Source organism: Lentihominibacter sp. (genome assembly GCF_046951855.1).
Taxonomy (GTDB): Bacteria; Bacillota; Clostridia; order Peptostreptococcales; family Anaerovoracaceae; genus Lentihominibacter; species Lentihominibacter hominis.
On sequence record NZ_JBKTXS010000029.1, the window covers coordinates 1 to 26,394 of the forward strand.

At 38.8% G+C, this 26,394-nt stretch carries 27 protein-coding genes and 1 tRNA gene; 23 read left to right on the forward strand and 5 right to left on the reverse strand.

The window, feature by feature from the left end; translation table 11 throughout:
• From ACLR96_RS07930 to ACLR96_RS07955, 6 genes are all read left to right on the forward strand, one after another.
• Positions 1-951, forward strand: a 951-nt coding sequence (locus tag ACLR96_RS07930) for an alanine/glycine:cation symporter family protein (RefSeq protein ID WP_412265564.1), incomplete at its 5' end; no start/stop codon positions are given.
• A 210-nt stretch (positions 952-1,161) separates the two neighbouring features.
• Positions 1,162-1,410, forward strand: a complete 249-nt coding sequence (locus ACLR96_RS07935; RefSeq protein WP_177269394.1) for a PRC-barrel domain-containing protein — start codon at positions 1,162-1,164, stop codon at positions 1,408-1,410.
• Positions 1,411-1,486: 76 nt separating this feature from the next.
• A complete protein-coding gene (gene nrdR, locus ACLR96_RS07940) occupies positions 1,487-1,951 on the forward strand; it encodes a transcriptional regulator NrdR (protein ID WP_177269392.1) in 465 nt (154 codons plus the stop codon).
• A gap of 15 nt (positions 1,952-1,966) precedes the next feature.
• Entirely contained in the window at positions 1,967-2,641 is a 675-nt protein-coding gene (gene cmk, locus ACLR96_RS07945) for a (d)CMP kinase (protein ID WP_177269390.1), read from the forward strand.
• A complete protein-coding gene (locus tag ACLR96_RS07950; protein ID WP_177269388.1) occupies positions 2,619-3,863 on the forward strand; it encodes a DUF1015 family protein in 1,245 nt (414 codons plus the stop codon). Before cmk ends, ACLR96_RS07950 begins: the two co-directional genes overlap by 23 nt.
• Before the next feature lie 78 nt (positions 3,864-3,941).
• The gene (locus ACLR96_RS07955) at positions 3,942-5,570 is read left to right on the forward strand and encodes a peptidoglycan D,D-transpeptidase FtsI family protein (protein WP_177269386.1); all 1,629 of its coding nucleotides are present in this window, start codon (positions 3,942-3,944) and stop codon (positions 5,568-5,570) included.
• A gap of 14 nt (positions 5,571-5,584) precedes the next feature.
• Here ACLR96_RS07955 and sigK read toward each other — a convergent pair whose 3' ends face one another.
• On the reverse strand, positions 5,585-6,211 hold the full coding sequence (gene sigK / locus ACLR96_RS07960; protein ID WP_177269385.1) for an RNA polymerase sporulation sigma factor SigK: 627 nt from the start codon (positions 6,209-6,211) through the stop codon (positions 5,585-5,587).
• Positions 6,212-6,303: 92 nt separating this feature from the next.
• A complete protein-coding gene (locus ACLR96_RS07965; protein WP_177269383.1) occupies positions 6,304-6,462 on the reverse strand; it encodes a DUF1540 domain-containing protein in 159 nt (52 codons plus the stop codon).
• A gap of 145 nt (positions 6,463-6,607) precedes the next feature.
• Between ACLR96_RS07965 and radC the strand changes: the two genes are divergently transcribed.
• The 3 genes from radC to minD are packed head-to-tail and all read left to right on the forward strand — an operon-like array spanning position 6,608 to position 10,370.
• Complete coding sequence (radC, locus tag ACLR96_RS07970; RefSeq protein WP_177269381.1) at positions 6,608-7,285, forward strand: RadC family protein; 678 nt, start codon at positions 6,608-6,610, stop codon at positions 7,283-7,285.
• A 26-nt stretch (positions 7,286-7,311) separates the two neighbouring features.
• Positions 7,312-9,663 carry a penicillin-binding transpeptidase domain-containing protein gene (locus tag ACLR96_RS07975; protein WP_177269379.1) on the forward strand — a complete coding sequence of 784 codons (2,352 nt, stop codon included), beginning with the start codon at positions 7,312-7,314 and terminating at the stop codon, positions 9,661-9,663.
• Positions 9,645-10,370 carry a septum site-determining protein MinD gene (gene minD, locus ACLR96_RS07980; RefSeq protein ID WP_177269377.1) on the forward strand — a complete coding sequence of 242 codons (726 nt, stop codon included), beginning with the start codon at positions 9,645-9,647 and terminating at the stop codon, positions 10,368-10,370. Before ACLR96_RS07975 ends, minD begins: the two co-directional genes overlap by 19 nt.
• A gap of 95 nt (positions 10,371-10,465) precedes the next feature.
• Here minD and ACLR96_RS07985 read toward each other — a convergent pair whose 3' ends face one another.
• The gene (locus ACLR96_RS07985) at positions 10,466-11,563 is read right to left on the reverse strand and encodes an FtsW/RodA/SpoVE family cell cycle protein (protein WP_177269375.1); all 1,098 of its coding nucleotides are present in this window, start codon (positions 11,561-11,563) and stop codon (positions 10,466-10,468) included.
• Between the two features lie 249 nt (positions 11,564-11,812).
• On the opposite strand from ACLR96_RS07985, the gene rny reads away from it, so the two are divergent.
• The 14 genes from rny (at position 11,813) to ACLR96_RS08055 (ending at position 23,985) form a co-directional block, all read left to right on the forward strand.
• Complete coding sequence (rny, locus tag ACLR96_RS07990) at positions 11,813-13,357, forward strand: ribonuclease Y (protein WP_177269373.1); 1,545 nt, start codon at positions 11,813-11,815, stop codon at positions 13,355-13,357.
• A gap of 91 nt (positions 13,358-13,448) precedes the next feature.
• Positions 13,449-14,612 carry an aminotransferase class V-fold PLP-dependent enzyme gene (locus ACLR96_RS07995; RefSeq protein ID WP_177270910.1) on the forward strand — a complete coding sequence of 388 codons (1,164 nt, stop codon included), beginning with the start codon at positions 13,449-13,451 and terminating at the stop codon, positions 14,610-14,612.
• A 14-nt stretch (positions 14,613-14,626) separates the two neighbouring features.
• Positions 14,627-15,811: a tRNA uracil 4-sulfurtransferase ThiI gene (gene thiI / locus ACLR96_RS08000; protein WP_177270911.1), complete on the forward strand. Its 1,185-nt coding sequence runs from the start codon at positions 14,627-14,629 to the stop codon at positions 15,809-15,811.
• 101 nt (positions 15,812-15,912) lie between these two features.
• The gene (locus tag ACLR96_RS08005; RefSeq protein WP_177270912.1) at positions 15,913-16,278 is read left to right on the forward strand and encodes an anti-sigma factor antagonist; all 366 of its coding nucleotides are present in this window, start codon (positions 15,913-15,915) and stop codon (positions 16,276-16,278) included.
• Between the two features lie 3 nt (positions 16,279-16,281).
• A complete protein-coding gene (gene spoIIAB / locus ACLR96_RS08010) occupies positions 16,282-16,728 on the forward strand; it encodes an anti-sigma F factor (RefSeq protein WP_177270913.1) in 447 nt (148 codons plus the stop codon).
• Complete coding sequence (locus tag ACLR96_RS08015) at positions 16,718-17,458, forward strand: sigma-70 family RNA polymerase sigma factor (protein ID WP_177270914.1); 741 nt, start codon at positions 16,718-16,720, stop codon at positions 17,456-17,458. The genes spoIIAB and ACLR96_RS08015 overlap by 11 nt, the downstream gene beginning before the upstream one ends.
• A gap of 57 nt (positions 17,459-17,515) precedes the next feature.
• Positions 17,516-17,592, forward strand: a tRNA-Arg gene (locus ACLR96_RS08020).
• A 772-nt stretch (positions 17,593-18,364) separates the two neighbouring features.
• Positions 18,365-18,904, forward strand: coding sequence for a CarD family transcriptional regulator (locus ACLR96_RS08025; RefSeq protein WP_177270915.1), 540 nt, complete (start codon positions 18,365-18,367; stop codon positions 18,902-18,904).
• Between the two features lie 100 nt (positions 18,905-19,004).
• Complete coding sequence (locus ACLR96_RS08030; protein WP_177270916.1) at positions 19,005-19,532, forward strand: hypothetical protein; 528 nt, start codon at positions 19,005-19,007, stop codon at positions 19,530-19,532.
• Positions 19,533-19,762: 230 nt separating this feature from the next.
• The gene (locus ACLR96_RS08035; RefSeq protein ID WP_243206870.1) at positions 19,763-20,209 is read left to right on the forward strand and encodes a transcriptional repressor; all 447 of its coding nucleotides are present in this window, start codon (positions 19,763-19,765) and stop codon (positions 20,207-20,209) included.
• A 181-nt stretch (positions 20,210-20,390) separates the two neighbouring features.
• Positions 20,391-20,690: a DUF6110 family protein gene (locus tag ACLR96_RS08040; protein ID WP_177270917.1), complete on the forward strand. Its 300-nt coding sequence runs from the start codon at positions 20,391-20,393 to the stop codon at positions 20,688-20,690.
• A gap of 62 nt (positions 20,691-20,752) precedes the next feature.
• Complete coding sequence (locus ACLR96_RS08045) at positions 20,753-22,825, forward strand: heavy metal translocating P-type ATPase (protein WP_177270918.1); 2,073 nt, start codon at positions 20,753-20,755, stop codon at positions 22,823-22,825.
• A gap of 152 nt (positions 22,826-22,977) precedes the next feature.
• Complete coding sequence (locus tag ACLR96_RS08050; RefSeq protein WP_177270919.1) at positions 22,978-23,535, forward strand: DUF3793 family protein; 558 nt, start codon at positions 22,978-22,980, stop codon at positions 23,533-23,535.
• Between the two features lie 27 nt (positions 23,536-23,562).
• On the forward strand, positions 23,563-23,985 hold the full coding sequence (locus tag ACLR96_RS08055) for a flavodoxin (protein ID WP_177270920.1): 423 nt from the start codon (positions 23,563-23,565) through the stop codon (positions 23,983-23,985).
• A 79-nt stretch (positions 23,986-24,064) separates the two neighbouring features.
• On the opposite strand, the gene feoB is transcribed toward ACLR96_RS08055, so the two are convergent.
• Entirely contained in the window at positions 24,065-25,867 is a 1,803-nt protein-coding gene (gene feoB, locus ACLR96_RS08060; RefSeq protein WP_177270921.1) for a FeoB small GTPase domain-containing protein, read from the reverse strand.
• A gap of 66 nt (positions 25,868-25,933) precedes the next feature.
• The gene (locus ACLR96_RS08065; RefSeq protein WP_177270922.1) at positions 25,934-26,182 is read right to left on the reverse strand and encodes a FeoA family protein; all 249 of its coding nucleotides are present in this window, start codon (positions 26,180-26,182) and stop codon (positions 25,934-25,936) included.
• Positions 26,183-26,394: the final 212 nt, after the last annotated feature.

A 26,394-nucleotide genomic window follows, 5' to 3' on the forward strand; every position in this document is an offset into this window, starting at 1 on the left:
CTTTTGGGGATTGGTACAATAACACAGGTAAATGGAATTGCTTCAGCTGTAAAGGGTTTCTTTGATCCTAATACAGAAAATGTGGTGAACCTGTTTGGCAATGAATATTCAGTTGCCACTGTAGCTGCGGCAGTAGTAGTAGCGTTTATCACAGCATTAGTGGTTATCGGCGGGCTTGAACGGATAGCCAGTGTGACATCAATAGTAGTTCCATTTATGGCTATAGCTTATGTAATAGTATGTTTGTCTATTTTAATATATAATATTGAGAAGATACCGTCTTCTGTGACTCTTGTGATTGAAAGTGCGTTTGGACTTAGAGCCATGACCGGAGGAGCGTTAGGTGCTCTGTTAATGGCTATGCAGAAAGGTGTTGCCAGAGGTATATTTTCAAATGAGGCAGGATTGGGAAGTGCGCCTATAGCAGCAGCTGCGGCTCAGACAAAAGAGCCTGTAAGGCAGGGACTTGTATCTATGACGGGAACTTTTGTGGATACAATAGTTATCTGTACTATGACAGGGCTTACGATAATGGTGACAGGATCATATGATGTTGCGCTTGAACAAGGACTTGAAGGTGTTGATGTCACTTCATATGCTTTTTCAAACGGCCTGCCGTGGGCAGACGGCGTGGGTTCTGCCATACTGATGATATGTCTTGCTCTTTTTGCTTTTACAACTATTCTCGGATGGGACTATTATAGTGAAAGATGTCTCGAATATCTTACGGGAGGAAAGATGGGGATTGTCAGAGTCTATAGATGGCTGTATATATTGGCTGTACTTATAGGCCCTTTCCTCACGGTTTCGGCAGTATGGACCATTGCAGATATTTTCAACGGCCTTATGGCAATACCTAATCTTATAGCTCTTCTTGCACTAAGCGGAGTAATAGCGGCTGAGACGAAAAGTTACTTTGCAAGACTCAGCTTAGGGAAAATAAAAGGATAAAAAATCTGAAAAAACTTAGAATCACGGGAAGAATCATAGTTTTCCCGTGATTTTTGTTGTTTTAAACGGAATGTTGAGGAGTTTTTAAGCAACTGATTAAATAACTTTAAAAAATAAAAAGATTTCTTCAAAGAAGATTTTTATTGCATCGTCATAGTTTGTACAATTAGTGCATATAAATTTATAAACTACAGAAAAGGGGGAGCGAGTATGCTTAATACAGAAGACATCAGGAATAAAGAGGTTATTAATATTTATGATGGTAAGAGTATGGGGTTTGTATGCGATATAGAGATAAATCTCAAGGAGGGAAGAATAGACGGTATTGTACTGCCGGGAGACAGGGGATTCATGAAGCTGTTTGGAAAAGAGACGAGTGATTATATAATAAAATGGAAGCATGTGAAGACGATTGGTGAAGATGTGATACTGGTTGATGTTCCGCCTATAATAGATTAGACAAAAAACACAATATGTAGTAAAATTATATATGTAATTTTGTATATTTATGCGCCCAGGCAAAGGAGGTCCTGTAATGAGATGCCCTTATTGCGAAAATGAAGACAGCAAGGTAATAGATTCCAGACATACGGAAGATGGACGTGCTATAAGAAGAAGAAGGGAATGCGAAGAATGCGGCAGACGATTTACCACATACGAAAAAGTTGAAGAAGTTATTCTTATGGTTATCAAGAAGGACGGCAGCCGTCAGGCATTTGACAGGAGCAAGCTTTTGAACGGAATAATAAGAGCGTGTGAAAAAAGGCCGGTATCTATTGCCGATATGGAGAAGATTGCAGATGATATCGAAAGAGGCCTCAACAATATGATGGAAAAGGAAGTAGAGAGTACATTTATAGGAGAATTGGTGATGGAACGGCTCAAAGATCTGGATGAAGTAGCATATGTGCGTTTTGCATCAGTATATAGGCAGTTTACGGACATCAATACATTTGTAGCCGAAATAGAAAAATTGCTGACTAATAAGAAGAAAAGTTAAACAAGGAGATTTACCATGAATGGATTGCTCACGATAGCCATAGACGGGCCGAGCGGAGCCGGAAAGAGTACGATAGCCAAAGCAGTTGCGGAAAGACTTTGCATAGACTATATAGATACGGGAGCTATGTATAGGGCGATAGGCTATAAAATGAAGAAAAATGGAATATCAGCGGATGAAAGCGTTAAGCTTGCAGCAATGCTTGAGAATACGGATATAGACTTTGTAGCCGGAGATATCATCCTTGACGGAAACATAGTTAATGATAAGATACGAACTCCCGATATATCAAAACGTGCGTCTGTATGTTCTGCTCTACCGTCAGTGAGAGAGAAACTGGTGGCTATACAGAGAAATATGGGAAGAAAAAAAAGTGTAATAATGGATGGAAGAGATATAGGCAGTAATGTATTTCCCGATGCAGAATTCAAATTTTTTCTCACTGCTTCGGCGGAGGAAAGAGCTGAGAGACGGCATAGGGAGCTTGTGGAAAAAGGGCAGTCAGTGTCTTTTGAAGAGGTACTTGAGGATATAAAACAGAGAGATTACAGAGATATGACAAGGAGGCTGAATCCCCTTAGAAAGGCGGAAGATGCTTTGGAAATAGATACTACAGGACTTTCTATAGAAGATGTAACAGATAAAATAATAAAGGAGATAGAGAATAATGGCTACAGTAAGACCTTTTAAAGCCATAAGACCGGCGAAAAAGTATGCTGATAAAGTTGTATCGCTGCCTTATGATGTAATGAATAGAAAAGAGGCGGCAGAAATGGCTGAAAGCAATCCTTACAGTTTTCTGCACATATGCAGATCAGAAATTGATCTTCCCGGCGAAGAAGATCCCTATGACATAGCTGTATATGAAAAGGCAAAAGAGAATATAGAAAAGAATTTGAATGAAGGAATCTTCGTGACAGAAGAACGCCCTGCGCTCTATGTATACAGAGAAGTAATGGACGGCCGTGTGCAGACAGGAATAGTAGGATGTGTAGCTGTAGATGAGTATCAGAATAATACCATAAAAAAACATGAATTTACCAGAGTCGAAAAAGAACAGGACAGGATAAACCATTTTGATATATGCGATGCTGATACTGAACCGGTGTTTCTTACTTACAGGGATGATAAAAGGATAAGAACAATAGTAGAGGGAGTTGTTTCGGGAAGCGATCCTGTATATGATCTGACGGCTTCTGATGGTGTGCGTCATACTCTTTGGATAGTTGAAGACGAAAATGTGATAGAAAACATCACGTCTTTGTTTAAGGAGATACCTGCTCTTTATATAGCGGACGGTCATCACAGAAGTGCATCTGCATGTAAGGTAGGGCTTAAAAGGCGTGAAGAAAATCCGGGATATACGGGAGATGAGGAATTCAACTTTTTCATGGCTGCCATATTTCCCGATAATGATCTTAAGATTTTTGATTATAACAGAGTAATAAAAGATCTTAACGGTCTCAGTTCTGACGAATTTTTAGAAAGAATAAAAGATGCGGGATTTCATATTGAAGACAAGGGACATTCTATATATCATCCGGAAGCTAAACATGTGTTTTCTATGTATCTTGAAGGGAAATGGTACAAGCTTACAGCTGATAGCAGTATAATTCCGGATCATGTGATAGATTCTCTCGATGTGGCCATAATACAGAATAATATATTCGGTCCTATATTGGGGATAAAAGATCCGAGAACTGATAAGCGAATCGATTTTGTCGGAGGAATAAGAGGCTTGGAAGAACTTGAAAAAAGAGCTGAAAGTGATATGAAGATAGGGTTTGCCGTTTATCCTGTAGATGTCAGTGATCTGCTTAAAGTATCTGACAATGATATGGTAATGCCGCCTAAGTCTACCTGGTTTGAACCTAAGCTGGCCAGCGGGCTTTTTATGCACAGGCTTAAGTAAATTAATTGTACGTTTAGGTAAAAGTTATAGTATAACTGCTCCTTTGCATGGGGAAAATACATGCAAAGGAGTTTTTTTATGGGATTAATGGCAAAAAATCTTAAGAGAATATTGGTTATAATCGCTGTTTTGATAACGCTGCTTATATTCAGATTATTTTATATACAGATAATAGGAGGTGATGAGCTGGCAGCTGCAACAAGGGCTCAGTCTCTGATATCTCTTGAGGGGAGCAATACCAGAGGGATAATATATGACAGATATGGCAGTCCTCTTGTGGCAGATAATAAACGATATATTTATATAATAAAAGAAGATAACTTCAGCAGTGACTCGGAACGTCTTCTGGAAGAGCTTGAAGCTAAAGAGATAGATAATGATGATAAGGGATATGTTGTTTATTCATCGGAGGCATATGATAAAAATACGGGAAAGAAACTTATAGAAGGGTCGGATGCATATGTTTTACAAGCTTCGGCAAGGTACAGTGATGAGCAGATTGCAGCTCATCTTATAGGTTACGTGAATAAACAGGATACTTCAGGCGCGGCTGGTCTTGAACTGATGTATGATCAGCAGCTTTCAGGTCTGAATCGACGTATTTATGCGGTTGCGGATGTGAAGGGTAATATATTGCCCGGGAGAGGTCTTGTAATAACATCTGACGGAGAGAAGGATTCTTATGTCAAACAGGGAATAAGAACTACTATAGATAAAGAAATGCAGAAAGCTATTGAAGATATAATAGCAGATATGAGTAAGGATTGTGCTGTGGTAGTACTGGACTCAAAAAGTGGAGGTGTGACGGCAATGGCATGCACACCGAGTTTTGACCCCAATGATATAGATGTTCATATGAAAAGTTCAGGTGATGAGCTGATGAATAAAGTAACACAGGGAGAATATGCTCCCGGATCGATATTTAAAATTGTTGTAGCCGCAGCTGCTCTTGAAAAAGGAATCGATATAAATCAGGAATTTGAGTGCAGCGGAAGTACTCATGTGGGGAATTTAGATATAGGCTGCGAAACAGGCGGAGAAGATGGCCATGGCACAATAGACTTTAAAGAAGCTTTTTCTAAATCCTGTAACAGTTTTTTCATAAAACTGGGGCAAAAGGTAGGTTCTGATGATATTATATCTATGGCGAAAAAGCTGGGGCTTGGAGAAAAGGCTCTGGATGGCTATCCACAGGAAAGCGGCGGGCATCTCATGACAAAACAAGAAAGATACGGAGATGCCATAGGGAATCTTTCTATAGGTCAGGGAGAGACTCTTGTGACACCTTTGCAAGTAGCGAGAATGACAAACGTAATAGCTTCGGGAGGCATAGATAAAGGAGTGCATATACTGATGGAAGAAGAATCAAGTGACGGTCAGGTTCTTTCTTCTGAAACAGCAGATGCTGTTTCTTCAATGATGGAATCTGTTACAGAGTCAGGTACCGGAAAAAATCTGGAGCTTATAGGTGAAGACGGGATCCCGAAAGCAGCACTGAAGACAGGTACAGCCGAATATAGTGATGAAGATTCGTCGAAAACTCACGGATGGATAACCGGATATACACCTTGCGAAGAACCGGAGTATGTAATAACGGTTTTTGTAGAAGGTGGTATATCCGGATCGGCAGAGGCTGGTCCTGTCTTTAAAAAGATAATAGAATATCTGCAAGAGTCAGGAAGTTACAGTAAACCTACATTGGCATAGAAATTTGTCTTATTTTAATAATTTAATGCTGTTCGCAGTTTTTCCAAAGCTTTTTTCTCTATTCTGGAAACATATGAACGGCTTATTCCCAGATAGGAAGCTACTTCACGCTGTGTTCTGGGATTTGCTCCAAGTATTCCGTATCTGTGTATGATGACTTTTTTTTCTCTTTCTGTCAGGACACGATCCAGTGCTTTAACCATATCCTGCACCTGTATTTTCATATTGATATCGTCTACCACAGCATCAGGATCTGTTCCCAGGATATCGTTGAGACTTATTTCGTTTCCATCCTTATCTGTACCTATAGGTAAGTTTATGGAAACTTCAGATGAAGTCTTTTTGGAAGACCTCATGCTCATAAGAATCTCATTTTCGATACATTTAGCGGCATAAGTGGCAAGTCTGGTTGACTTACCGCTGCTGTAAGTACTGACGGCTTTTATCAGTCCAATGGTTCCGATGGAAATAAAGTCATCCATTGTGTGATTATTGGATGTGTATTTTTTTGCGATGTGGGCAACTAATCGCAGATTTCGTTCTATAAGTATATTTTTGGCGTTCTCGTCTCCGTTTTCCCATAGTGAGATATAGTATTTTTCTTCTTTATCGGTCAGTGGTTTCGGAAATGAAACACTCATTCTATGTAATCCCCCTCTATAGATTTTTACTATATGCAAAAATCAGAGGGGAAGTGCCTGACCTTAGAAAAACAGCATGCTCTTATTTGATGCTATTTTCTTTTAAAGGAAAGACAGTCTGTACATTGGTCCACAGTAGGATTACATTCATGAGTTCCTACAGTAATGCAGTCCAGTGAACAGTAGTTGGCTGTATTAGCATGGTTCTGACAGCTTTCTACTGTACATTTGATGCTTTTGTTGATGTCCATTTTGTTACCTCCTAAAAATAGATTTGCATTAATTATTATTACCCTAAATCATGAAAATATTAAAACAGTATTTAAAAATAGATGGAAAAAAAGGAATATTATGGTAAAATAATACTGAGTAATATAAAAGGAGAAAAAGGGGAAAATGAATATTAGAAGATTGCCTGAAAATGAAAAACCGAGAGAAAAATTAATGAGGGAAGGAAAGGAGAAACTATCCACTACAGAAATCATTGCTATTTTGATAGGGAGCGGGACAGGAGGAAAATCAGCACTTGAGCTGGCTTCTGAGGTAATTTCAATGGACAGCTCAGGGATAAGATTTCTTGCTGAATGCAGACCGGAAGAACTTATAAAAATAAAAGGAATAGGAAGAGCCAAGGCATGTGAAATATTAGCTGCGGTTGAACTTGGCAGGAGGATAGCAGCGATACCGAAGATAGATAACGTCCGTATAGAAAAATCTTCTGACATAGCTGATATTTTTATGGAGAGAATGAGATATTATAAAAAAGAACATTTTATAAGTCTCCTTATAAACGTTAAAGGGGAAATTATAGAGGAAGCGGAGGTTTCCATAGGAGACTTGTGTTCAAGTACTACTCATCCAAGAGAGGTCTTTATAGATGCCGTAAGAAGAAGTGCGGGATCGGTGATTTTTATACATAATCATCCCTCAGGGGATCCAACGCCAAGTAGCGCTGATATAGAAACAACCAGACGTTTGATAGAATCGGGAGATATTTTGGGGATACCTGTACTGGATCATATCGTCATAGGTGATGGGTGCTACATAAGTATGAGAGCGCAGGGGATGATCTGAATATTATCTTACTTTGGAGGCGGCTGGTGAAAAGGAAAGAAAAATCAAAACATTCTCTTATGAGCATATTCATGTCTGCATTGGGAATTATCCTTGTGGGGAGACTTTTTATGCTTACTGTGGCAGAATCGGATAAGTGGAAATCCTTTGCTGAGGATATGTCAGTTAGAGCTGTTTATGAAACTGCGCCAAGAGGAGACATACTTGACAGAAACGGCAATGTTATAGCCACCAGCAGAGCTGTCTATTCTGTAAATATAAATAGATCTGATATGGATAAGGAGTCTATGATGGAAACGGCTTCTTCGGTTATGGCACTTCTCCAAGAAATGAATGAGGATATTGATGTGACAATGGATGAAGTACGCGAGAATATATCAGACAGCGGATATAATTCATATATGCCCATAACTCTTGCTGAAGATATATCAGAAACGGCTGTGGAGGCAATAAAAAATGCCGGCTATAAGGGTGTAAATATTTCAACTAATTATGTTCGAGAGTATCCTAACGGAGCTTTTGCATCACACATTTTGGGATATCTGGGAAGAATAACTCCGGAAGAAGAGGAAGAATATGTAGATGAAAAAGGATATAGAAAGGACGCCCTTATAGGTAAGGACGGAATAGAGAAAAAATATGAACAGCATCTGAAAGGAACAGATTCTGTAAGTAAGTTGCAGGTGGATTCTTCGGGCGATGTTACAAAGATATTGGGAAAAAGTGAAGTTAAGAAAGGCAAAGATCTTACTCTTACTCTTGATTCGGATCTTCAGAAAGTTACTGAAGAAGCTTTGCAACAGGCCATAGAGAAGGCTTCGGAAGGCGGAACTTTTGAAAGCGAATATGGAGATCAGCAGATGTCGTATGCTGAAAATACAGGATCCGGTGCTGCTGTGGCTATAGATGTAAAAACGGGTGAAGTTTTATCTATGGCAAGTTTTCCGGATTTTGATCCAAATGATTTTGCAATATCTATTTCTGAGGAAAAATGGGCATCTCTTCAGCAGGAGAATCCTTATGATCCCTTAAGCCCATCGCCTATGTATAATGTGGCAGCTATGACTGCAGTACAGCCTGGTTCCACATTCAAACCTGTCACAGCTTTGGCAGCTATGAGCTGCGGACTTGATGAAAATAAATATCTTTATGATGACGGGGCTATAACTTTGGGCGGCAGATCTTACGGCTGTTTTTTATGGAATGATGAAAAAGATACTCATGGATACGTAAGTCTGAAAGAGGCTCTTAAAGTTTCATGCAATTATTATTTTTATGATATAGCTGCAGGCAAAGATTTTGCTTCTGACAAATCTCTTGATTATGATAAAACCATAAACAACGATACTATACTTAAATATGCTAAAGATATGGGATTGGGACAAAAAACAGGTATAGAAATAAATGAAAGTTCAGGGACAATACCTTCTGAAACTTTAAAAGCAGAAGGGATAAAGATGAGTTTGACGAATTATCTGTTGGCAGAAGAGGAGACATATTTTGTCAAAGATACGTTGAAAGATAGAAAGCAGACAAGAAAAAATATAGAAAAAATCGTAAAATGGTCTGATAAAGACTTGACTTTAGAAGAAATTATAGGCAAACTAACTAAAGAGAATTTTGTTAAGGAAGATAAAATAGAAGAACTTGCTTCTGTATGCAAATATACTTATTTCGATCAAATAAAGTGGACTCGGGGAGATACTTTCAATATTGCTATAGGTCAGGGGGATAATGCCTATACCACTCTTCAGATGGCGAATTATATGGCAGCTTTGGCTAATGGAGGCATAAAGAATGATGTAACGCTGATATCGGGAAAAAAGAGCAGTCAAGAAAATTTGCAGAAGAAATCATCGTTTAATAAGAAGGATGTTGATTATATAATTGACGCCATGACAGGCGTCACGAAAGATTCGGATGGGTCTCTTTATGGAGTGTTTTCTTCTTTTCCCTATTCGGTTGCAGCCAAGACAGGAACAGCGCAGAGAGCCGGAAAGAAAAATTCTGAAGATGAACGAGAGTATCTCAGACGTCACCTGCACTTGATAGCGCCGGATATCAGTATGGATCAGGTAGAAGATGAAGCCAAACGTCTTAAAAAGGAATATCCCGATATATATGAAGAGGATTCAACAGCGCTGAGAAGAGCTGTGATCAATAAAAGCAAAAATAAAATAACATCAGATGACATAGATCGCTATAAAGAAGTCTATGATAGTTTTGCGTGGACAGTAGCGTTGGCTCCAGCTGATGATCCACAGATCGCAGTAGCTGTTATGCTTGTACAGGGTAAAACTTCATCCAATGCAGCACCGGTAGTAAGAGAAATTATAGGAAAATACGGAGATAATTTGAAATGGGAAAAGTCATTTTAGTTTCATCAGGTAAGGGCGGCACGGGAAAAACAATGTTTTCCGTGAATTTAGGTGTGATTTTAGCGCAGAGGGGCAAACGTGTCATGCTTATGGATCTGGACATGGGACTGAGAAATCTTGATATATATCTGGGGATGGAAAATAAAGTAGTATATAACATAATGGATGTTATATCAGGAATATGCCGTATAAAAAAAGCTATGATAAAGGTAGACGGATTCGATACTTTGTATTTTATGGCTGCATCTCCGAGACGTGATGACAGGGATATAACCCCTCTTCATATGAAGATATTGTGTGATAAACTCCGTAAGTATTTTGATTATATAATAATTGACTGTCCCGCGGGAATAGGAGATATGCTTGACGTGGCAATGGCACCTGCTGATCGGGTAGTGATCGTTACTGAACCTGAGGCGGCGTCCCTGAGGGATGCTGATGTTACTGAACGATATCTGAGAGAAAAAGGAATCAGAGATATATGTTTTGTCATAAACAAAGTAAAGGCTGAACTTATGAAGGCAGGACTTGTTCCGGATCTTATGACCATACTTAATATGTTCAATAGTCCTGTGGCAGGAATAATACAGGACGACGATAATATACATATATCCACAAATAAAGGAATTCCCATAGTGTGTAAACATGGAACCTATATAGAAAAAAACTTTCAGGAAATTGCTGATAAGATAATAGAATTAGTATGAGTTAAAAGTAAAATACTCTGTGCATTAATAAAATTTTTTGCATGGAGTTTTTTGTTTTGCGAAAATTAAAAAGGCACATGTTGTATCAGTTATGTTTAAAGCTTTTGCCGGCAGCTTACACTGAGTAACAGACCAATGCCCATCATGGCAGATATCATGGATGAACCTCCATAACTTACAAAAGGCAAAGTAATACCGGTTACAGGCATTATACCCATACTCATGGCTATATTTTCGAAGGCCTGAAAGAAAAACATGCCGGCAAGCCCTACAGCAATAAGGGTTCCCTGCAGATCGCTGGCGTATTTGGCTGTTTTAAGTGCGTGATACATGAGAACTGCGAAAAGTGTTATGATGAAAGCGCCTCCTAAGAATCCTGTTTCTTCAACTATAGAAGCGAATATGAAATCAGATTCGGGAACCGGAAGGAATCCCAGATACCCTTGTGTTCCCTGAAGATATCCTTTTCCCAAAAAACCTCCTGAACCTATGGCTACTTTAGAATTCCATACCTGATAATTGCCGGGAAGATCGAGGTTTTCAGGACTCAGGAATGCATCAATTCTTTCTTTTTGATATCCTGCCATAAAAAAGTAAAACATGGGTATGAGAAGGATAAATACGAGGGCCAGACGGAATATCACTTTCAGATCAAGTCCTGAACAGAAAACCATGAATATCCATATGGCACAGAAGACACATCCGCTTCCGAAATCTTCTTTTGATACGATAAGTATAAAAGGCAGACCATACAAAGCTGCCATGATGACTCCTTTTGCACTTGAAAGCGAGTTGCCGGTTCTGGAAAGATAAGATGCCATCAATATCACAAAAATAATTTTTATGGGCTCTGATGGCTGAAATGTTATAAAACCAAGATCAAGCCATGAACGCGATCCATAGAAAGCTGTTCCCAGTCCGGGGATGTAAACAGTCAGGAGAAATATGATACTGAAAATATATAATGGCTTTTCCAGGTCTAAAAAATATCTGTAGCCCAGCATCATAATGACAGAGGCAGCAATGACCCCTAGGATGAGGGCTGCAGATTGTATAAAAACTTCCCTGGAAAGGAAGGTCTCGCTATTGCGGCTTATGCTCACAAGGCCTGATATACCTGAAAGCGAAAGAAGCAGGGAAGCTGCGATGATGTAATGGTTGCATTGTTTTATTATATGAGCAAACTTGTTCATCATTGCCTCCTTCCATTACCTTGACTAGTTAGCCAAAAAAGTCTATAATGTTATTGTGTGCTTTTAAACAATTATTATTACTTTTTATGTAATAAATTGATATTTACAAGTAACTTTGAGTTGACTATAAACTTAAAAATTTCAAAATGGCAGGAGCGGTTCCGCTGTATTTATTTAGGCGGAAGATTTTGCCTGAGATTCGGAAATATCATATGGATATTTTTTATATTACAAAAAGGAGGATGATCAATGACAGAAGTCGTTATAGCAGTTATTGTTGGACTGGTTGCTCTTATAATCGGGCTGCTGGTTGGATATATACTAAGAAAATCTATTGGCGAAAAAACCATAGGCAATGCTGAACAAAAAGCTAAGAATTTGATTCTCGATGCTGAAAACAGAGCAGAAACCCTTAAAAAGGAAAAAATCCTGGAGGCTAAGGAAGAGGCTCATAAACACAGAAGCGATGCAGAGAGAGAAATAAGAGAAAGAAGAAACGAAATCCAAAAATCTGAAAGAAGACTTATTCAGAAAGAGGAAGCTATAGACAGAAAACTTGAAAATATTGAGAAAAAAGAAGAAAGCATTACAAATAAAGAAAGAAGCATAACGAGTAAACAACAGGAGATGGAAAATCTGCTTAAAAGGCAGATGGAAGAACTGGAGAAAATATCCGGATATTCTACGGACCAGGCAAGAGAAATAATCCTTCAGAAGGTCGAAAAAGAGGCGAGAAGCGATGCCGCTGTATTGTACAAGGAGATCGAAGGCAAAGCTAAAGAGGACGCTGATAAAAAGGCCAAGGAGATTATTTCAGGGGCTATACAGAGATGTGCAGCTGATCATGTTGCAGAATCTACTGTTTCCGTAGTACCTCTTCCTAATGATGAGATGAAAGGCCGTATAATCGGTCGTGAAGGAAGGAATATAAGGGCTATAGAAACTCTTACGGGAATAGATCTGATAATAGATGATACTCCTGAAGCTGTGATACTGTCCGGATTCGATCCTGTAAGAAGAGAAATAGCAAGATTATCATTGGAAAAGCTGATTGTTGACGGAAGGATACATCCTGCAAGGATTGAAGAGATGGTTCAGAAATCTGAAAAAGAAGTGAATTCCATAATTAAGGAGGAGGGCGAACAGGCGACCTTCGAGGTGGGAATACACAATCTTCATCCTGAACTGATAAAGCTTCTGGGAAGACTGAAATATAGAACGTCATACGGTCAGAACGTACTTAAACATTCTGTTGAGGTGGCGCATCTTTCAGGCCTTATGGCAGGGGAACTGGGTCTTGATGTAACTCTGGCTAAAAGAGCGGGGCTGCTTCATGATATAGGGAAGGCTCTTGACCATGAGAGGGAAGGAACGCATGTTGATATTGGTATAGAGGTGCTGAGAAAGTATAAGGAATCGGAAGCTGTTATAAACGGTATGGCTGCTCATCATGGTGATTATGAGCCAAAGTCTATTGAAGCGGTCCTTATAGCGGCGGCTGATGCTCTTTCGGCAGCAAGACCGGGAGCAAGAAGAGAAACTTTGGAGTCTTATATAAAGAGACTTCAGAAACTCGAGGAAATCGCCAATACTACGGAAGGCGTTGAAAGATCTTTTGCTATTCAGGCGGGAAGAGAAATAAGAATTATTGCAAAGCCGGATGAAGTGGGCGATGATGCCATAGCTCTTCTTGCGAGAGATATTTCTAAGAGGATAGAATCCGAACTGGAATATCCGGGACAGATAAAGGTCAATGTGGTGAGAGAGACGAGAGCTATAGATTACGCAAAATAAATTAAATTATAAAAGTTGAGGCGGATCAAAATCCGCCTCAACTTTTACAGTGATACAAGCTTAAAGTATTTAATCTTTGTAGGAGATATATATGATTTATCTGGATAACAGTGCGACAACCAAACAGTATCCTCAGGTTACGGAGACCATGATGAGATATATGGAAGAGTTTTTCGGAAATCCGTCATCTCTTTACCAGCTTGGCGTTGATAGTGAAAAGGCGGTAAAAAAGGCCAGAATGACTATCCGTAAAGCTATGGGTTTCGCCGGAGGAAAGATATATTTTACGTCGGGAGGAACCGAAGCTGACAATATGGCTGTTTTTGGAGCTGCAATGGCTCTAAAAAGAAGGGGAAATAAGATTGTGACCACATCAGTTGAACATCCGGCAGTTCTTGAATGCTGCAGAGAACTGGAGAAACAGGGTTTTGAAGTGGATTATATAGGTGTGGACAGGCATTGTAGGCTGGATATGGATGCTCTTGAATCGTCAATTGATGATAAGACTATACTTGTAACTATGATGCATGTGAATAATGAGACAGGTACTGTAATGCCTGTAAACTGTGTAAAAGATATAATGAGAAAGAAAAGATCTCCCGGGATTTTTCACTGTGATGCAGTTCAAAGTTTTGGAAAATTGCCTTTATGCAGTGATGCAGATGTGATATCTGTAAGCGGACATAAAATACACGGCCCTAAAGGAATAGGGGCCATATATATAAAGGATAAAATCAATATTCCGGCTTTTTTACGAGGTGGCGGGCAAGAAGAGGGAAAGCGTTCAGGTACAGAAAATGTTCCTGCTATAGCTGGATTTGGTATTGCTGCAGAGATTTCGGAAAGACAAAGAGCAGATAATTCCATCAGAATGAGTAAGATGAGAAAGTATCTTCTTGACGGACTTTCGGCGGAAATTGATGATGTAATTGTAAACAGCCCCATAGAAACAGGTGTGAGAGAAAATTTGTGCTGCAGTTCCCTTATAAATATCTCTTTTTTGGGAACGAGGGGAGAAGTCTTGCTTCATACTTTGGAACAGGACGGCATATATGTTTCTACAGGATCTGCCTGTTCTTCCAATAAGAAAGGGCAGAGTCACGTTCTCAAGGCAATGGGACTTAAAGATAGGGAGATAGACGGAGCTTTGAGATTTAGTTTTGGCAGTATGAATGATATAGACGAAATGGATATAGTTATAGATAAGGTTTCTTCTGCAGTCAGGAAATTCAGAAGGCTGGGAAGTTTCAGATAGAAGGTGGCAGACAAGTGAACAATGAACATATTTTTATAGTAAGATGCGGAGAAGTGGCTCTTAAGGGAATGAACAAGCCTTATTTTGAGAGAATGCTGGTGGAGAGGATAAAGAAGCTGCTTAAAAAATTCGACGGAATAAACGTAAGAAGACATGAAGGCCTGATATTTGTAAGAGGAGATAAAAGCCTTGATAAACAGGCTATCATAAAAGAAATTTCAAAAGTTTTCGGAGTGGCATCTATAAGCCCTGCTGTAGAATGTGAAAGTACCATGGAGTCTATAGGGGACGCTGCTGTACAATATATGATCGAAGCGATAAAAGAGCGCGGTATAAAGACTTTTAAAGTAGAGGCCAAAAGGGCTGATAAGAATTTTCCTGTAAAATCACCGGAGATAGGCAGACAGATAGGAGCTGTGGTTTTGAAGGAGTGTAAAGTTCTTAAAGTGGATGTTCATAACCCGGATTGTCTTTTATTTGTGGATGTAAGACATGATAAATCATATATTTATCAGGATAAGATAGCAGGTTTCGGAGGGCTTCCTTTGGGGACAAACGGAAAGGGGTTGACGCTTTTATCCGGCGGCATAGATTCACCTGTAGCTACCTGGATGATGGCAAAGCGAGGCATGATAATAGAAGCTGTTCATTTTCATTCATATCCTTATACGAGTCAGAGAGCACAGGAAAAAGTAGAAGAATTGGCATCCATAGTGGCTACTTACTGCGGAAGGTTTAAAATGCATGTAATAAATCTGTTGCCTATACAGGAACAGATAGTGCAGAACTGTCCGGAAGAGGAAACTACCATAATAGTGAGACGCTTTATGATGAGAATAGCTCAGAAGATAGCTGAAAAGACAGGTTGTGGTATGCTTATAACAGGAGAAAATCTGGGTCAAGTGGCAAGTCAGACTGCAGAAGCATTGGTGGTTACTGATTCATCGGTAACTATACCAGTCATGAGACCTTTGATCGCTATGGATAAAGTGGATATTATGGATAAGGCTCAGGAGATAGGCACATATGAGACGTCAATACAGCCTTATGAAGATTGCTGCACAGTATTTCTTCCTAAACACCCTGTTACAAAACCACGGCTTGAAAGAATATTGGCCTCTGAAAGTAAATTGGAGTGTGACAGACTGATAGACGAGGCAGTAGAAGCAGATGAAATTGTTGATATATTTCCACAGTAAATGACAAAAATAGTGGATTTTAGATATTTTCTCTTAAGGACAACCTCCTTGTTTAAAGATTATAATTATAATATAGTCTTTTGGATTAAGGAGGTTTTTTAGTGGAAGTAATTTTCAGGATTTCAGGAAATATATTGATTTCATGTATTAAAGGTGAAGTGGACCATCACAGTGCTATGCCTCTTAGGCAGGCTATAGATAAATCGATGAAAGCATTCGATTGCAGTGATCTTATCCTTGATTTCAGTGGTGTTGAGTTTATGGACAGTTCCGGTATAGGAGTTGTTCTGGGAAGATATAAAAAACTTAACAAAAGCGGCGGCAGGATCTGCATTTCTGGGTGCAGTAAGTATATCGAAAAGGTGCTCGGTATGGCTGGAGTATTTTCGATTGTTCCGAAAGCAAATGATTTCGACAGTGCCGTTGCTGTGATAACCGGTCAGGAACAAATAAGTATGGAGGTTTAACATATGAACAATGTAATGAAGACAGAGTTTAGCGCTCTTGCGGAAAACGAAGCCTTCGCAAGAGCCGTTGCTGCTGCTTTTGTGATGCCGCTTGATCCGACTGTCGAGGAACTGACGGAAATAAAAACTGCGGTATCAGAAGCTGTCAGCAACAGTATAATCCATGGCTACGAAGGATGTGCTGACCGAAATGAAGCAAAAGTTATAATGGAATGTACCATATCAGACGGAGGAAAGCTTGTAATAACCATAGAAGATAATGGAGTTGGCATAGGTGATGTGGAGAAGGCTATGGAACCTATGTTTTCCACTGGAGACTCTGAAGAACGCTCAGGAATGGGATTTACAGTCATGGAAAGTTTTACAGACAGACTTAAGGTAAGATCAGAGATAGGTAAGGGGACGACCGTGATCATGACCAAATATCTGGATATTATAAGTGGCATATAAATATGAGCCTGTAGCTAAGGAAGATACATACAGATTAATCACAGAAGCACAGAACGGCAACCGTGCAGCGCGGGAACTGGTAGTCACACAAAATATAGGACTTGTAAAAAACTTAGCGATGAAATATGCGTCAGGCTATTACGAAGCTGATGATCTTATGCAGGTAGGATTTGTCGGACTTGTAAAGGCTATAGACAGATTCGATACAAAGTTTGACGTTATGTTTTCCACCTATGCTGTCCCCATGATATTAGGTGAGATAAAGAGATTTTTAAGGGATGACGGAAAAATAAAAATAAGCCGTCAACTTAAAACAGAAATGAAAAATTTAAAAGTTTTGCAGCAGGAATATTATAATAAGCATGGAAAAAGCCCTAAAATCAGCTATCTGGCAAAGGAGATGGGAGTTTCAAGGGAACATATAATGGAGATTCTTGAAGCAATAGACTCTATGGCAAATATAGAGAGTCTTGATAATGAACTGATTCCCGAAGGTATGCACGGAGGTCATTATGTAGATGAAGAACAACAAAATGTAGAGCTGATCGATCTTAAGGCCGCTATAAAAGATTTGGCTGATAGGGAAAGGCAGATAATCGTACTTCGGTATTTCAAGGATATGACTCAGCAACAGATAGCTAAGGTACTGGGTATTTCACAGGTACAGGTATCAAGAATAGAGAAGAAAGTTCTTGGTAGAATGCGCGAAAGAATGGAGAAGATTGAGTAAATATATTTTGACAGGAAGCAGTATAATAGTGTATAATTTTCATTGTTAATTATATTTGCGCCACTAGCTCAATTGGATAGAGTCGCGCACTACGAATGCGAAGGTTAGGGGTTCGAGTCCCTTGTGGCGCGCCAGAAAACACTGTTTAATAAAGAACAGTGTTTTTTATTTGCAAGGAGTACTAATAAAAAAGGAATGCTGTGAAGTACTTTATATGTTGGTTCTTTTTGTTAACAAATAATTAGATGAGTTTAAATTAGAAGAGTATTTTGATATTAAAAATAAAAATGATGTAAGAAATTTTATTGCAGAAAAATAAAAATATAATGTTGGTTAGAAATTTTTTTCTTATCTGAATTTTATAAAAAATAATAAAAAAATACAGTTTTATTGGATAAAATAACAAATACCACAAATTAATTTTAAAAAAGTGTTGACAAATAGCAAGTTGAGCAATATACTATAACTGTAGTAAAAATTAAGTAGCAACAACAAAGGAAAAGAGGGATATCATGAGTAGTGCTACAAAGAAAACCATTGCCAAGAAAGTAGAGTCCGTTAAAAAGACTTTTAAGGACTGTGCATATCTGATCGACATTGCAGTAATGCATGGTCAGGCTTAGGGCAAAGACTACAATAAGATAAAGAAAATAAATATAAGAAATATTTTTTCGGCAGGCAGTGAGCCTGTCGTTTTTTTTATTTGAAAAAGATTTTCAGCTAAATTTAATTTTACAATATAATAATAAAGTATAATAATAATATATTATTGTAAACTGCAAATATCTTTTGAAAAATTAACTGTTTTGCGCTATAATAAATATACGGCGTGTTGCTCAAAATCTTTCTGATCAGTGAGCCACGCACTTTTTGTTGCCTGTTTAAGAAAGAAGAAGGTGTATGATAATGGACGACAGTAGGTTTGCAAAAGGTGAATATGTTGTATATGGTACGAATGGAATATGTTTTTTAGAAGATATAAAGATCATGAAGTTTGCTTTTGATTCAGAGAAGAGTACTTATTACATTTTGAAGCCTACAAGTAATGATGCGTCAACGATATATGTTCCTCTTAACAATGAGAAGCTTATGGGGAAACTTAGGCCTGTCATGACGAGAGAAGAGATCGATTCGCTGCTTTTGGGGTTAAAGGACAAAGAAATAGAGTGGGAAAAGGACAGGAGATTTAGATCTGAAAATTTCCATGAGATTCTTATAAATGGAGTTACTCAAAATCTTTTGCTTATGATAAGATGCCTTTATATGAAAAAAAGAGAGCTGCTGCCTCTTGGCAAGAAGCTTCCCACTACAGATGAGAATACTTTGAAATCAGCAGAAAAACTGGTAGAGGAAGAGTTCTCTTTTGTGCTTGATATCCCGAAAGATGATGTAAGCGGATATATAAGAGCATTAATAGAGTCATCTGAAAAGGAAGTTAAGAATTAAAAATAAAAAGTAAAATAATGGCGAATAATGTATCATAAAGCTTGTTGTGGTGCTGCAGCGGACATGTTATTCTTTTCTCGGATAATAGGGGGATGAGGGTATGGATAAGATTTCTGTTGCATTGATATCAGGCATAATAGTTCTTATGCTGACAAGTGGCATAATAGTTTATAATACATGGCTGTCTGATGAAATGAATCATATGCAAGCTGAGACTATTGTAGAAGATTCGAAGGCCGATGATGATCTGGTATTTAACGATGATACTTCTATTAAGAATAATTCTGACAAGAAACTGTGGATACGAGTGAAACCTGTATATGACAGCAGATATGATCCGGATGGCTATAGAATAATTTCCGGGGCAATAGACAAGGGTGAGTGGAAAAGTGACGATGGAAGCTGGTATTATTACAGCAGACCGATAGGATTGTCACAGACTACTGAGCCGCTGATGGACAGGCTTTTATATAACGGAAAAGATGTTTCTGCTGACAGCAACGGCAGGTTCAGCCTGCAGGTAGAAGCTGTAGATGAGGAATGGTTTGTTTCAGAACCTGATGATGGGATAGAAGCATTTAGTTTCTTTGAAGAGACAATGGCGATTCCTGAAGGAACAAGTTTATGATTTAAAATAAAATATATTGTGAAAGATACTTCTCTTGTCTCAGGCAGAGAAGTATTTTTATGAAGAAAATATTCGTAATTTTATAATAAAGTTTCTGTAGAAAGACCCACAGAAACTTGATTTGTTTTTTTAGAAAAATATCGATTAGTTTGTTGACAATAACCATTAATTAGAATAGACTAACCTATGTGGAAAATAAAATTTAAATAAGTTTGGAGTCTATCGTATTTATGGATTATGAGAAAACAGAGATGCGCAAGGATATTATATTGAAAAAACTTAAAGAGCGCGGGTGCAGAATAACGAAGCAGAGAATGCTTATTCTTGATATTATCTTAAACGAGAAGTGTTCATGCTGCAAGGAGATATACTACAAGGCCATAGAACATAATCCCGGGATAGGGGTATCGACAGTTTACAGGATGGTGAATTCTCTTGAGGAAATAGGAGCTATCAGCAGGAGTGATATTTATAAAATAAAATACGAAGGGGAGAAAACAAAAGGTTCTGTATGTGTAATAGAGCTTGATGACGGAACTTTTTGTATTTTTTCCGAAAAAACTTTTGAGACTATGATTGCTGCCAGCCTTAAAGCTGCGGGATATATTAAGGAACAGAAAATAAAAAAGATCTCGATGAATACAAAATATGCTGAAAATGATAAAATTTATCGTTAAGATAAAAATAAATGGAAAAGGGATTATGATTGATATAAGATATTTGTATTCAATTGGCTGAGCGCCGGGAAAAGGAGGCTGTTTTTATGAAACAACACAAATTTTGGTCATGGGCGATGGTTGCCTGCATGGCAATGGTGATCTATACCGGTTATAAGCATAAGTAGGAGGGGATGTTATTATGAAAGGTTTGAAGAATATTGATGCTAAGAAATCCGGAATTTTTGCAGCAGGAGTTTTATTTGGTACAGCTGGTATAAAGGTTTTGACCAGCAAAGATGCTAAAAAAGTATATACGGGTTGTACTGCGGCAGTGTTGAGAGCAAAGGAATGTGTTATGAATATTGTTGCTAAAGCACAGGACAATGCGGGGGATATTTATGCCGAAGCGCAGCAGATCAATGAAAAAAGAGCTGCTGAAGAGTGTACATATGGTGAAGCTGGCGTCCAAGAAGCAAAAGAAGTCGGCGCAGATAACTGATTTAATAATATAAGCACCTGTGGGAGACCACAGGTGTTTTGTGGTACGAGTGAGAAAACGATATGAAATTTGTAATAAAGCATGAAATAAAAGGCCGTATAAGAATACAAGCGATACAAAGCAGAATGACTTGTATTCAGGCAGATACATTACAGTATTATTTAAGCAGTCAGAGGAATGTTACGTCAGTTAAAGTGCAGGAAAGATCACAGAGTGCGGTTATATATTATGATGGAAAAAGAGAAAATATATTGGAAGCTCTGGCACAATTTAATTACATGGAAGCTCGAGTACCGGAAGACTATCTCAGGAATTCAGGCAGAGAATTAAATCGTACGTATTGGGAAAAACTGGTTAGCCATGTTTTGAAAAGATGTGTAAAAAGACTTTTTTTCCCGTATCAGCTTCGTGTAATATTGACACTTGTTAAATCTGTGAGATATCTTAAACTAGGAATAGCGTCACTTATTAAAGGGAAAATTGAAGTGCCGGTTCTGGACGCTACAGCCATAGGGGTATCTATGCTGCGTGGTGATTTTAAAACTGCCGGATCCATTATGTTTCTTCTGGGAATCGGCGAAATACTGGAAGAGTGGACTCATAAGAAATCAGTAGATGATTTGGCGAGGAGCATGTCTTTGAATATAGGCAATGTATGGCTCTGCGATGGAGACGATGAGACTCTTGTTTCTGCTTCTGATATAAAAATTGATGATTTCGTAAAAGTGTATATGGGCAACGTTATACCATTTGATGGAACTGTTGTGAGTGGTGAAGCAATGATTAATCAGGCATCTCTTACAGGAGAATCTATGGCTGTAAGGAGAATATCGGGTGCTTTTGTATATGCTGGGACTATTGTTGAAGAAGGAGAGCTTACTGTTCAGGTAAAAGAGGTTTCCGGAGGCAGCAAGTTTGAAAAGATTGTTACAATGATTGAAGAAACGGAAAAACTTAAGTCTTCCCTGGAAGGGAAAGCTGAACATCTTGCAGATAAACTTGTTCCTTATACATTAGCAGGAACAGCTCTTGTATGGCTTCTCACGAAGAATATGACTAAAGCTTTGTCGGTTTTGATGGTGGATTTTTCTTGCGCATTAAAGCTGGCCATGCCTATTTCTGTACTGTCTGCTATGAGAGAAGCCGGGAATTATAAGATAACTGTAAAAGGCGGTAAATACCTTGAGGCTATGGCTGAGGCAGATACGATAATATTTGATAAAACGGGAACGCTGACAAAGGCAGAGCCTGTAGTAAAGGATGTCTTATCATTCAATGGGCAGGCTCCTGATGAGCTTCTGAGGATAGCGGCTTGCCTTGAAGAACATTTTCCTCATTCTATGGCAAAAGCTGTGGTTGATGCCGCAAGAGAAAAAGGTCTTAAACATGAAGGCCTTCATTCAGAAGTTGAGTATATAGTGGCTCATGGTATTTCATCGACAGTTAACGGAAAGAGAGCTGTAATAGGAAGTCACCATTTTATATTTGATGATGAGAAGTGTGAAGTGAAAAATGAATTCAGAAGACAGTTCGAGGATCTTCCGTCGGAGTATTCACATCTTTATATGGCTATAGAGGGGGAGCTTGCTGCAGTGATTTGTGTACAGGATCCGCTTAGGCCTGAGGCGGCGGAAGTAATAAAAGAACTGAAACAGTTGGGAATAAAGAGAGTTGTCATGATGACAGGCGACAGTGAGAGGACTGCAAGAGCCATTGCCGAAATGGCGGGAGTGGATGAATACCATTCTGAAGTTCTTCCTGAAGATAAGGCAGATTTTGTCGAAAAGGAAAAGAAAAAAGGAAGGAAAGTTGTAATGATAGGAGATGGCATCAATGATTCTCCGGCTCTGTCTGCTTCAGACATAGGTATAGCTGTCAGCGAAGGTGCGGAACTGGCCAGAGAGATAGCGGATGTCACTATAGCAGCCGACGATCTCAGGGAAATCGTGGTGTTTAAGAAACTGAGCGATAAACTGATGCATAGGATACACTCAAATTACAGGAGTATCGTAGGAATCAACGGAGCTTTGATACTTCTGGGTATAGGGGGGATTATACAACCAACTGCATCGGCGCTTATGCATAACATATCGACCCTTGCGATTAGTCTCAAAAGTATGAATGATCTGTTATGATATATTTATAGAATAAGTGAAATAAACGGCAGTTTAGTCTGCCGTTTATTTTTTTTGTGAAAAAATGTTACAGCAGGCATTGACATATAAAAATGATTAGTGTATACTAACTCACATAAGTTAGAAAAAACTAACCGAATAGAGGGAATGATATGAATTTACTGGAAACGCATTTGATCAAACACTGCTCTCCTACGCTGGCGTCTTTAAAGATGGCCAATCTATTTAATTATTCTTATTGGACAGAAAGAGAGCTGATGGAAAGCATGGAATATTGGAATAAGCAGATGTCGGGAAAAGGCATCAGACTCTTTGTATTGAGAAAATCAAATAGAAGGGCATTGATATATGTCTGTCGCTTTTCCGATTTGGAGAGAGAACTCAGAAAGCCTCAAACAGCGGAATTTTTACGCAGATATGGCTATGAAGATCTCGATGTGTCAGGTGCGATAGAACGTTTGAAAGCGAGATTGCAGACCAGTGAGGAATTTCCTCATGAAATTGGTGTATTTTTAGGGTATCCTCTTGAAGATGTCACGGGATTTATAGACAATGCCGGGAAGCGATTTCTTCATTCAGGAGTCTGGAAAGTGTACAGCGATAGAGAGGAAGCTGAAAAAATTTTTTATAAATATAAAAAGTGTACTGACATATATATCCATTTATGGGAAGGCGGAAAGAGTGTTTGGCAGCTTACAGTAGCTGCGTAGGCAGAAAAAGACCACAGGAGGTATATAATGAAGAAGGTAGCGGTAGTATATTGGAGCGGCACAGGAAATACGGAAGCCATGGCTATGTCTGTAGTACAAGGCGCTAAAGACAAAGGTGCAGAAGTGAGCCTTTTTACAAGTGCAGATTTTACGGCAGACATGATAGGGGATTTTGATGCTATAGCTTTCGGATGCCCTTCAATGGGGGATGAGGTTCTTGAGGAAAGTGAATTTGATCCGATGTTTGAGTCATGCAAGAAAAAACTTGGAGGAAAGAAAATTGCTCTGTTCGGTTCATACGGCTGGGGAGATGGAGAATGGATGCGCAACTGGGTAGAAGAATGTGAATCACTTGGAGTGGATATGGCGTGCGACAGTGTTATTTGCAATGAAATGCCCGATGATGCAGGAAAAGCTGAATGTGAGGCATTAGGAGCTGCGTTAGTTTAGTTTTGCAATAAAAATCAGGATGGATTCTGTTTAGATTTTGGATTCCATCCTGATTTTTTTATAAGAAATAGTTATTTTGTTATAATAATGTACAGAATAAATTGATGATGAAGCAAATACCAATACCGATAACTGTAGGTAAGAGAAATGCGAAAGTAGTCCATTTAAGGCTTCCGGTTTCTTTTTTTATTGTCAGGCAAGTAGTTCCGCATGGGAAATGAAACAGGCAGAGTATTATTACAGACAAGGCTGTCTGAAAAGTCCATCCGCATCCTACAAGAGTGTCCTGAAGTTGAGTAAGGCTGCTGTAGTCAGTAAGCACTCCTGTTGACATATAACACATCAGCATTACAGGAACAACGATTTCATTGGCAGGAAATCCAAGGATAAAAGCCATAACTATTACACCATCAACACCTATTACCCGGCCGAAGGGATCTAAAAACTCAGTGCAGTGATTTAATATTGAAGAATTACCGATTTTGATATTGGCCAGTATCCATATTAACACACCGAAAGGAGCTGCTATAACTATTGCTCTTCCGAGGACGAAAACTGTTCTGTCGAATATGGAGCGCACTATCACGCTTCCTATTTTAGGTTTTCTGTAAGGCGGCAGTTCCAGCACGAATGAGGAAGGCATTCCTTTAAGGACAGTTTTTGATAAAAGTTTTGAAACTATCAATGTTACCGCGATCCCTATAAGTATGAAACCTGTTAATATACATCCTGCCGCAAGAGTTCCTAAGGAAGCTGTGCCGGAAACGAAAAATATAAGTATTATTGCTATAAGTGTGGGAAATCTTCCGTTACATGGCACAAAGTTATTAGTGATTATAGCTATTAAGCGTTCTCTGGGGGATTCTATTATACGGCATCCCATGACCCCACATGCGTTGCAGCCAAAGCCCATACACATAGTCAGCGACTGTTTTCCATGAGCTCCGCAGCACTTAAATGCATTATCAAGATTAAATGCTACTCTTGGGAGATATCCGAAATCTTCAAGTAGAGTAAAGAGTGGAAAGAAAATAGCCATAGGAGGAAGCATAACTGATATTACCCATGTAAGTGTTGTATAAAGTCCGTCCATAAGCGCTGATACTAATATATTGGGAGCATTGACAGATATCAGTAACGTTCTTATTTTTTCATCGAGTAAAGAGAACATTGAAGAAAGAGCTTCTGAAGGATAATTAGCTCCTACCATAGTTATCCAGAAAATCATAAGAAGCAGCAGTATCATTACAGGGAAACCTAAAATTTTTGAGGTTACGATCTTGTCAAGCTTTCGATCAAAACTGTGAGGTTCTTCTTTAGACAGTGTAACACATTGCCGGTATATGTCATTTATGTTAAAGTCTTTTTTGTGCATACCGGAAGACTCATTCGGAGAGAACGAGTACAGTGTTTCAAGAAGCTGAGGGAAACCTTCTTTTGATCGCGCAACTGTAGCAATCACGGGGATATGCAGAAGTTTTTGGAGCTTTTCGATGTCCAGCTGTATACCTTTTTTTCTGGCTTCATCCATTAGATTGACACAAAGGATAGCTTTATCAGTTACTTTGAGGATATCTTTTATAAGAAGAAGATTTCTTTTCAGACATGTGGCGTCTGCAACAATAAGTACGAGATCTGCCTGACCTGAAAGTATGTATTCTCCCGTTACTGCTTCGTCAGGTGAAGATGAGTCAAGAGAATACGCTCCCGGAAGATCAATAAAATCAAAAGTTGCGTCCTTGTATCTCATATGACCGACAGCATTGGTGACAGTTTTACCGGGCCAGTTTCCGGTATGTTGTTTCATACCTGTAAGAGCATTAAATACGGTACTCTTACCTACATTGGGATTACCCACTAATGCTATAGTTTTATTTTTCATAAAAACACCTCTCTGAAGAGTATATGAATATAATTTCAGAGAGGTGAATATTGTAAAAAACTATATTTATTTAACAATCGCAGGTGAGATATAAATGTTGTTTGAATCCTCTTTTCTTAGAGCCAGTACAGCTCCCATCACCTCGTAAGCGGAGGGATTTTTAGCGGGGCTGTTGAACAGGAGCGTTATCTTTGCTCCCGGGAAAATACCATAACCTCTGAATGTATCGGCAACGGCAGCGCCTTTTTTTATAGATTGTATTATATATTCCTTGCCCGGGACAGCCATAGGCAAGGTGATTGACACATCATTCATAGTTGACCTCCTTACGAAAATATTGTATCATTACATATATTCAACTTTGTTTTCAAAATTATTGGGAAAACTGTTAATATTATCATATAAAATGTCTTGACAATGGGTTCTTAAAATGATAATATATTTCTCGCAGCGATTGTGAAAATAGCTGTATGTGTGGCGGTGTAGCTTAGTTGGCTAGAGCGTCCGGTTCATACCCGGAAGGTCGG